The sequence below is a fragment of the Acinetobacter marinus genome (genome assembly GCF_900096915.1).
Lineage (GTDB): Bacteria > Pseudomonadota > Gammaproteobacteria > Pseudomonadales > Moraxellaceae > Acinetobacter > Acinetobacter marinus.
On the sequence record NZ_FMYK01000008.1, the window covers coordinates 88,533 to 94,873 of the forward strand.

The following is a 6,341-nucleotide window of genomic DNA, read 5'->3' on the forward strand; positions in this document are numbered from 1 at the left end:
GGCTGTATCCTTTGGCAGAACAATCACGAATCAAGCAGAACTAAAACAGCGATAGAAAATACGCAGGTGATAAAGAAATTTATCATACATTTTCAGTGGATTAGCGAGCTTGATTCCTACGCAGGTGCTAACCTGATCAGGTTCAACGGTACTCGTATTTAAACTCTTTTAACTTCAAAAATTTTCCATTCTGAAGCCATGATTAAAGACTTAATACGATCTCAGCGAGTGCTTACTCGCGCTCCGTCAAGCAATGCTTCAAAGAGTAACAGAATTTCAAAAATTTGCTTGGCTATTTTCTCTGCATAATCGTTGCTAAGGTGTTAATAGCGCACATCATAGCAAAGCGCATCTTCATGACATTCACGGTAGCCATGCTCATCATTCCACGGTGAGCGCAGATTGAGCGCCTTTCGCAGTTGTTCATGCGCAATGCTAATAGAAGATTTCTCATAGCCTTCTTGATCGACATCGGTGACAGGATATTGCGCTCGACGTGCCGTCGGTGTGGTCTCAATGAACTTTAAAAAGGTTTGTGCCTGCTTTGCCAGTGCCGTGTTTGGGCGCTTTGCCAATGCTTTAATCTGTTTGAGTGCATCTTCATCGATCCATGCATCAGTGCTAAATTCATCCGATACAGGCGAGTTATCTGTGCCGACAAAAATCAAAAATTGATATTCTTTAAACAAGCGATTGGCATCGGTTTTATACGGGCTTTTCGGATATTTCTTCAGATAACTTTCCCAAAATAGAGCGCGTTCAACTAATTCCGCCCACGATATGGAAATCGCTGCATCATTATAAAGTAGCGTTGCATTATCTTCTGCCATGTGAGTGATAAAAACACGCTGGTCTTCGGGGAGCGCATTAGCAAAAATGTCTTTTAGATAGGCTGGATTTCGCCGAAAGGTAAACATGCCTTCACCTTGATAATGTAGCTCAATGTAGGCTTGTCCTTGATGTGTGAGCAGATATTGATCCCGAACTGCGAGTTTTTTAAATAACTGTTCATCGCCTTTATTTGGAAAGGGTTTGCTCGGGTCATGCGCATTGCCTTGATTTGCCTCTAACAGGCTGAGTCCGTATTGCTCAAACGCCTCATATTTTTGTAGCTGTATTGGATCACCCGTTAAAAAGCGCTGATACATTGCGCTTGATGCATCCATCCATGCCATGCGTTGGGCTTGCTCTGATTGAGGCAGGCATTGTTTGAGTTGGGTATTTACCGTGTCTAGCGCCTCAACCGTACTTTTTGCATCAATGTCGGTCATGGCTTGACTGAGCTGAGTACAGTTGCGCTTTTCTTCAGTCGAAGTGATCTCACTTTGCCCTGAAGTCGTTGTTTTTGTCGCTGATTCTTTTTTAGGGGTCGCAGGTGTTTCCGCTTTGGGTTGGCAAGCACATAGTGCGCCTAAGAGTAAGAAAACGCTAGAATATTGCAGGGCTTTGCTCATTTTTGTCCTCTATTTTTCTGATTGTTGCGTGATCATGATCTGATTGTGCTGAGCATAACCCATTGTGCGCATTGGATGAAAGTCAAGCATCATAAACTCACTCGCATGATCACTCCTTGGCTATCTTGATGCGTTGATTATGATGACCTGTATCCATTTTTTTGCAGAATTTGCATATTCACACAGCAGAAAGATTAGATTTCGTCATCTAGTTTGTTTAAAATAAACTGCTTTACATTCGTATGGCTATCTATCCATGTCACAAGTTACGCAAATGGAAGTTATGATCTCGGCTGATGAGATCCAAGAACGCACTTATGAGCTTGCAGCGCAAATCAACCAAGACTATAAGAATAATAATAAGGAGTTGGTTTTAATCGGTTTACTGCGTGGCAGTATCATCTTTATGGCGGACTTGTGTCGTCAGGTCGAAATTCCACATGAACTCGACTTTATGACTGCATCGAGCTATGGGAGTGGCACGTCATCGACTCGTGATGTAAAAATTCTCAAAGACTTAGATGGTCAGATTGCTGGCAAAGATGTATTAATTGTCGAAGATATTATTGACTCAGGCTATACCTTGAGCAAAGTCGTTGAAATTCTTCAAACACGCTCACCACACAGCATTGAAATTTGCACGTTGATTTCTAAGCCGTCTCGCCGTATCATCAATATCCCTGTGAAATATGTCGGTTTTGAAATTCCAGACAAATTTATTGTCGGTTATGGTCTGGACTATGCACAGAAATATCGTCATCTGCCATACATTGGTCATGTGCTGGGTATTGAGTAATTCGGTTGCACAATATCGCTACATAAAGCGCCCAAAGACACCATATATTCCTACATATTGTCGATAAATAATAAATGAAAACAAAGACAAGGGAGTAGCAGTATGCTATCACTGATTTGGGCTATTATTGTTGGTTTTATCGCTGGTTTGATTGCACGGGCACTGCATCCAGGCGACGATAAAGCAGGCTTTATTGTGACCACGTTGCTGGGTATAGGCGGATCGTTATTGGCGACCTATGCAGGGCGTTTACTTGGTTGGTACTCTGCCAACGAAGCGGCAGGCTTCATCTTCTCGGTGATTGGTGCGATTATTGTCTTGGTGATTTATAATTTTGCACGCAAAAAAGTTTGAGTTTCGGCTCAAACTTTTTCTAGATTTTCAAACTAGACGTTCAACGAAATGCCTTCAAGCTCACTATGCTTTAAGGCATTTTTTATTGCTTAAAAACATTTTTACTGATGTACAACCGCAATTAACTCGCCATCGCATTCTGATCGATCTGTTCCAGACTGGCATTAATCACCGCCAAGAGTTCATTGAGTTGTTGGCGACTGATGCGTGTTTCAAATAATGAAGTGAGCCATTTACTTTGATGCTGGCGAAGTTGTTGGGTGCTTTCTGCTTCTGCGATCGCAACGACCAAACGCTTTGCCATCAAGCCCGCATATTGCTGTAAAGTGTGTTGCATCAAAGTTTTCACCTCATCAAAACCGATGGTGTGTATTTTCGCTTTTTCACTGTGTTGATCTTTAGCTACATCATGCTCGGCTAAGTTATTTTCATGCTGCTTAATTATTGTTGGTGCTTTAAATGGCGAGGGCGCTTCTGGCTGTGCTTGAGCTGTGTCAGACTGAATATTGGTGCTGGATTTGGTAATGTGACTTGTCGATTGATTTGCGCTGAATTTCTCTGAATCTAATTTATCAATGTGATTGGATGCATGTGCTTTTTGAATGAGTTGTTGAGATGCGTTTGTCGCACTAGGACTAGACGGAATAATAGATGCTGTCTCTGATCCTGCAATATTGATAATGAGCCCTAAATCTAATAAATTTTGAAAATTTTCAGTACTTGCGATTTTTCCACGTGCGTCGAAGCTGAGTTGTTTTAGTTCATCTTTTTCGAGTAATAACAGCAGGGTACGAGTGCGTGCATTGAGCTTTTGCTGGCGCTGCGTGAGTTCTAAATTTCCTGCATCAGTTCGCTTATAATCACTTAAATGGATCATCATGTCACCCCCCCCAGAAATAAGCGTTTAAAATATCAGGATAAAATGACAAAATCGTGACGAGAATAGGATGCAATCGCAAATACAACCGTTGAGATAATGCATGGCGTGTTGGTGGATTAAAGAGGCTCGAAATTTCCGCTTTTTTCTACTATGATGAGAACGCAAATACAGGAGATAAATACATGGAAAAATTATATTTAGAAGATTTGGCAGTGGGTCAAACCTATCGAAGCAGTGAATACACGCTAACCGAAGACAATATCAAGCAATTCGCATCAGCTTACGATCCGCAACCTTTTCACTTAGATGATCAAGCGGCATCGGCACACCCTGTATTTCAGGGGTTGGCGGGTAGCGGATGGCAGACTGCCGCAATTACCATGCGCCTTTGGGTGGAGAGCTTCCCTGTAGCGGGCGGTTTGGTTGGGTTTGGTGCGGATGTACAATGGAAGCGTCCGACCAGACCGAATGATGTATTACATGTTCAGTCTGAAATTACCGATTTGCGCCGTTCACAGTCGAAGCCGAATCAAGGCATTATCACGCTATTTAGCCAAACCATAAATCAAAATAATGAGGTCGTTCAGGAGTCGACCACGAAAATCTTGGTGTGGAGCAAAGATTCAGGCGTGCTATAGCGGTTACCTTTCGTATAGATGCGTTCATAAGATGGTTACTGGTGCATGCTGGCAAGTTGCTTGCGAGGCGGTTTATCCCGATCGTGGGACTTGTTTGGACGTTGATACAGTGCCAAGCCCATCTTCTGCATGCGCCGACCTTGATTTTGTAAATACTGATGCAGTTTGGGGCTATGTTTGGCGCCCGTATACAAAATCAAATTACGAATGAGTAAGTAGTAGGCAAACCATGAGGCAGGGCGAGTGTCTAAGCCAAGGTTTTGCATGCGCTTTTTACCAATGAAAAACTGCGTAATTTCTAAATGCTGTCGATAAGCGAGTTTTTGTTGTAAAGGACTAAAGTGAAGATATTCTCGATAGAAAGGTTCTTTCGATAAACTGCGCCCTAACGCTGAGCTGGACTGATCAGCAGCAGGATGTGAGAATTGTAGCCAATACAGCCAGCGCCAAGCCACGGATTCCTTTTGTACAGCCCAATGTTCTTCCACACCCATGAGCCAGCCAACGTAGCGCCAGAAATGTAAATAATCATCGACCTCGCTTTGATTTGGAAAAATGCCCAAAGCACGAATACCCAATAGCACCACACTTGAAAAGGCAATATTGGTCATTGCAAGATCATATTGGTTGATCGGGACACCCCATGTTTGACTGTCCCAACGATCAGATTTTTTTAATTGATGACGGACTAAAGCGTGGATAAATCGCACATAAATCGTTGAAGTAAAGCCTGCATTAAAGCGTTGCAAGCCATTCATTTCAGTAATATCAATCCACCATTTTGTCGTTTCAGCCAAACGCACATTGACCTGTTGTTTCAGTGCACCAGTCATCACCAGAGGTTGATTGAAACCAGGAAATAAATAACCTGCCATCAAAGAGACATCACGCAAAATAAAACCATTATTGATACCAAGACGATGGGTAAATTGAACGGCATTGTTAATTTTTTGCGGATCAAGCCAAGCGGGTGTTTGCTCTAGGTGCGCAAAAAAATCATATAGAATCTCGATACCATCCGCCTGCAACCCAGTCACATCATCTGGTAAATGATCAAAGCCTTGAAATAGTGCAATTTCAAAGCATTTACGACGAACTTTAGGCGCCTGCATCACCCATTCAATGACCGCATCCATAGGTGAGTCGCCAACATTTAAATCCCGTCCGATCTGGCAATGCTCAGCATAATTGGGCTGAACTGGTGCATCGCAAAGGTGATTTAAAATCTGCGTGAACCAATTACTATGTTGAGTATGCTCAAATGCAATCAGACGAGTCGGAGAGGTTGGTGACATGACTTTTTACTCTGTATACGTTTTAATCATATGCTAATATGAATATTTATTTGCATTCAATTCGCATTATCAAAAGGAAATTGATGAACCCAAGAAATGCGTAGCGAAAATGGCAGAAGCCATACAATGAAAGCAGGGAAGATATGAGAAAAAGACCGCAACAACAGCGTGCCAAGCGCATCGTTGATGATATTTTGGATGCGACTTTGCGCTGTATTAGTCGACATGGCGTGCAACATACAACAACACCTAAAATTGCTGAAATATCAGGTGTCAGTGTCGGTTCTATCTATCAATATTTTGAAAATAAAGAACAAATTATTGCTGAGTTGCTACTGCGTAAAAGTGAAAAGCTGGGATTGGCGTTCAAAGCCTTAGTGATCGAAGAACAACATAAATCTATTCAAGAAGTGATTCGAAGTAGCATTGAGTTCGGCTTTGAGTCGCTTAAAGCAGACCAAGGCTTTCTCATAGAAATCCTAAAAAACTGGCACGAATACACTGAAACCAAACCAGCACAAATACTCGAAAAACACTTTTATGAGGTCGGCATCTATGTTTTTAATCGCTTTTATAGCCACTGGAGTTTTGAAACCTTGAAGCATAAATCATTTGTCATTATCAACAGCACCCTATTCACGATGATGCGCTTTGTGAGCCACAATCAGTTTATGATTGAAGAAGCCCGCTTAAAAACAGAATTATTCAGCATGCTCTTGGCTTATCTTGATCAGCCAGACACAGCATAAAGCCAAAAAATAGAAAAATTGGCGTAGAATTGAGCGCTAAAGTGGCAAAATGAACATTAAATACGCACCCGATAAAAAAGAATAAGAAATGGGGTTGCGTTGGTTTTGGAATGGTGTAGAATGCGCACCTATCGGCGGAGATGCAGATTAAAAATTATTGATAAACAATGACTTA

At 42.0% G+C, this 6,341-nt stretch carries 7 protein-coding genes and 1 riboswitch; of the genes, 4 read left to right on the forward strand and 3 right to left on the reverse strand.

Annotated features, from left to right (window positions below; translation table 11 throughout):
- Window positions 1-96: 96 nt before the first annotated feature.
- Window positions 97-256: riboswitch (TPP riboswitch) on the reverse strand.
- 67 nt (window positions 257-323) lie between these two features.
- Window positions 324-1,454 carry a hypothetical protein gene (locus tag BLQ60_RS12085; RefSeq protein WP_092620861.1) on the reverse strand — a complete coding sequence of 377 codons (1,131 nt, stop codon included), beginning with the start codon at window positions 1,452-1,454 and terminating at the stop codon, window positions 324-326.
- A gap of 256 nt (window positions 1,455-1,710) precedes the next feature.
- Here BLQ60_RS12085 and hpt point away from each other — a divergent pair, with 256 nt between their 5' ends.
- Window positions 1,711-2,250: a hypoxanthine phosphoribosyltransferase gene (gene hpt / locus BLQ60_RS12090; RefSeq protein ID WP_213030478.1), complete on the forward strand. Its 540-nt coding sequence runs from the start codon at window positions 1,711-1,713 to the stop codon at window positions 2,248-2,250.
- A 102-nt stretch (window positions 2,251-2,352) separates the two neighbouring features.
- Window positions 2,353-2,604: a GlsB/YeaQ/YmgE family stress response membrane protein gene (locus tag BLQ60_RS12095; RefSeq protein WP_092620864.1), complete on the forward strand. Its 252-nt coding sequence runs from the start codon at window positions 2,353-2,355 to the stop codon at window positions 2,602-2,604.
- Window positions 2,605-2,725: 121 nt separating this feature from the next.
- On the opposite strand, the gene BLQ60_RS12100 is transcribed toward BLQ60_RS12095, so the two are convergent.
- Entirely contained in the window at window positions 2,726-3,484 is a 759-nt protein-coding gene (locus BLQ60_RS12100; protein ID WP_092620867.1) for a hypothetical protein, read from the reverse strand.
- A 182-nt stretch (window positions 3,485-3,666) separates the two neighbouring features.
- Between BLQ60_RS12100 and BLQ60_RS12105 the strand changes: the two genes are divergently transcribed.
- Entirely contained in the window at window positions 3,667-4,122 is a 456-nt protein-coding gene (locus BLQ60_RS12105) for a MaoC family dehydratase (protein ID WP_092620870.1), read from the forward strand.
- Between the two features lie 35 nt (window positions 4,123-4,157).
- Here BLQ60_RS12105 and BLQ60_RS12110 read toward each other — a convergent pair whose 3' ends face one another.
- Window positions 4,158-5,417: an oxygenase MpaB family protein gene (locus tag BLQ60_RS12110; protein ID WP_092620873.1), complete on the reverse strand. Its 1,260-nt coding sequence runs from the start codon at window positions 5,415-5,417 to the stop codon at window positions 4,158-4,160.
- 143 nt (window positions 5,418-5,560) lie between these two features.
- Between BLQ60_RS12110 and BLQ60_RS12115 the strand changes: the two genes are divergently transcribed.
- Window positions 5,561-6,166, forward strand: a complete 606-nt coding sequence (locus BLQ60_RS12115; RefSeq protein ID WP_092620876.1) for a TetR/AcrR family transcriptional regulator — start codon at window positions 5,561-5,563, stop codon at window positions 6,164-6,166.
- Window positions 6,167-6,341: the final 175 nt, after the last annotated feature.